At 66.2% G+C, this 1964-nt stretch carries 2 protein-coding genes; both read left to right on the top strand.

The genetic code is table 11. From position 1 onward, the window contains the following. Positions 1–1002 (top strand): HPP family protein (locus tag EN893_RS31420; RefSeq protein ID WP_164901275.1); only part of this gene is annotated, 1002 nt, incomplete at its 5' end. Between the two features lie 132 nt (positions 1003–1134). After that, complete coding sequence (locus EN893_RS31415; RefSeq protein WP_127269120.1) at positions 1135–1809, top strand: RNA polymerase sigma factor; 675 nt, start codon at positions 1135–1137, stop codon at positions 1807–1809. Positions 1810–1964 lie beyond the last annotated feature (155 nt).

The raw sequence follows: 1964 nt of genomic DNA, 5'->3' as shown, positions 1-1964 counted from the left end.
GCCTGTATCGGCGCGACGATCGGCATTGCGCTCACCGGCGTGATCGCCAGCCTTGTACTCGGCAACGGCCCGCATGTGCCGCTGCTGGTGGCGCCGATGGGGGCGTCGGCGGTGCTGCTGTTCGCCGTGCCCGCCAGTCCGCTGGCACAGCCATGGTCGATCATCGGCGGCAACACGATATCGGCGCTGGTCGGCGTGATCGTGGCGCATTTCATCCACGAAACCGCCCTTGCCAGCGGCATCGCGGTGGCACTGGCCATCGCCGCCATGTCGTTCACGCGCTGCCTGCATCCGCCGGGAGGAGCGGCCGCGCTGACCGCGGTGCTGGGAGGGCCTGCCGTCATCAGCGCCGGCTTCCTGTTTCCATTCGTTCCGGTGGCGCTGAACTCGATCCTGCTGGTGGCGCTCGGCTACGGCTTCCACAGGCTGGCCCGGCGCAATTATCCGCATGTGCCGGTTGCAGTGCCGGCGAACAGCCACGGCACCGGCGATCCGCCGGCGCAACTGCGCGTCGGCTTCCGCTCCGAAGACATCGATGCCGCGCTTGGCGCACTCGACGAGACGTTCGATATCGATCGCAACGATCTCGACCGGCTGCTGCGGCAGGTCGAATTGCAGGCGATGGTGCGCGCGCACAAGACCCTTCTGTGCGAGGACATCATGTCGCGCGATGTCATCTCGGTCGATGCTCACACCTCGACCGAGGCGGCGCGCCAATTGCTGCTTGACCACAACATCCGGACCTTGCCGGTCGTCAATGCGGAGGCCAGGCTGGCAGGCACCGTGGGGTTGCGCGAACTCACCCAGGCCTCCGGGACGGTCGGATCCGTTATATCGCCCGCGGCAACAGCCGCCGCCGGCTTCGCCGCCATGGGTCTGCTGCCCGTGCTCACCGACGGCCGCAGCCACGCGGTCATCATCGTCGACGACGACAAGCGGATTCTCGGGCTGATCACCCAGACCGATCTGTTGGCGGCCACAGCGCGCCTGCAGGCTGCCTGACAAGCCTTCACTCGCACTGTAGGGTAGCGGCCGCCGGGCCCGGCAGAAAATCTTCGGGAACCTTTTGCCGGCGACAGCGTCCAATCTCCCGATCGAGATCTTGGTTCGGAGATTGGGTTGAGGAAAGTGGCGATGCCTGCTGTGTTGACGGCCGTGCCTTCCGCTGCGCCAGGCGAGATGCAGCTTGTGCACCGCGCGCTGGCGCGCGACGGCGACGCCTTCCGCACCATCATCAAGACACACAATCAGCGGCTCTACCGGATCGCGCGCGGCGTCGTGCGCAATGACAGCGAGGCCGAGGACATCGTCCAGGAGGCCTACCTCAAGGCTTTCGCCCATCTCGATGCGTTTCGCGGCGACTCCTCGCTCGCCACATGGCTGTCGCGCATCGTCATCAACGAGGCGCTCGGCCGCCTGCGCAAAAGGCGCAGAACGGTGGCAATGCCGGAAAATCCGCAAGCCGAGATCATCCGGTTCCCCCTCCACCCCAGCGACGATCCGGAACGGACGATGGCGCAAAGGCAGATCCTCCAACTGGTCGAACAGGCCACAGACAGCCTTCCCGACGTCTACCGGACGGTGTTCGTGGCGCGGGTGATCGAGGGGCTGAGCATCGAGGAGACCGCCGATCTCCTCGGCGTGCGGCCGCAAACCGTCAAGACAAGGCTGCACCGCGCCCGCGCCCTGGTGCGCAAGGCGCTGGACGATCAGATCGGGCCGGTGCTGCTCGATGCCTTCCCCTTCGCCGGCCGGCGTTGCGAACGACTGACCAGCGCGGTCATGCGGCGGCTCGGGCTGGAAAGCTGAGCCTCACCGGATTCAATTGATTTTGGCGGGAACGTTTGCCGCTGGCCAGCATCCAATGACCGTCAACCGAAAACACAGTCCGGCGCGATTTTCAGCGTCCGGCGAAGGAGATGCCATGTCCATCCGACACACTGCCGCGCTCGCCGCCCTGCTGC

Origin of the sequence: Mesorhizobium sp. M7A.F.Ca.CA.004.04.2.1 (genome assembly GCF_004022825.1) — a bacterium.
Taxonomy (GTDB): domain Bacteria; phylum Pseudomonadota; class Alphaproteobacteria; order Rhizobiales; family Rhizobiaceae; genus Mesorhizobium.
Note: the sequence above shows the minus strand (reverse complement) of the source record. Positions and strands in the feature narration are given on the sequence as shown.

Bases quoted from the DNA above. Each gene is read 5' to 3' on its own strand.
- EN893_RS31415 (WP_127269120.1), top strand. From the start codon at position 1,135: ATGCCTGCTGTGTTGACGGCCGTGCCTTCCGCTGCGCCAGGCGAGATG.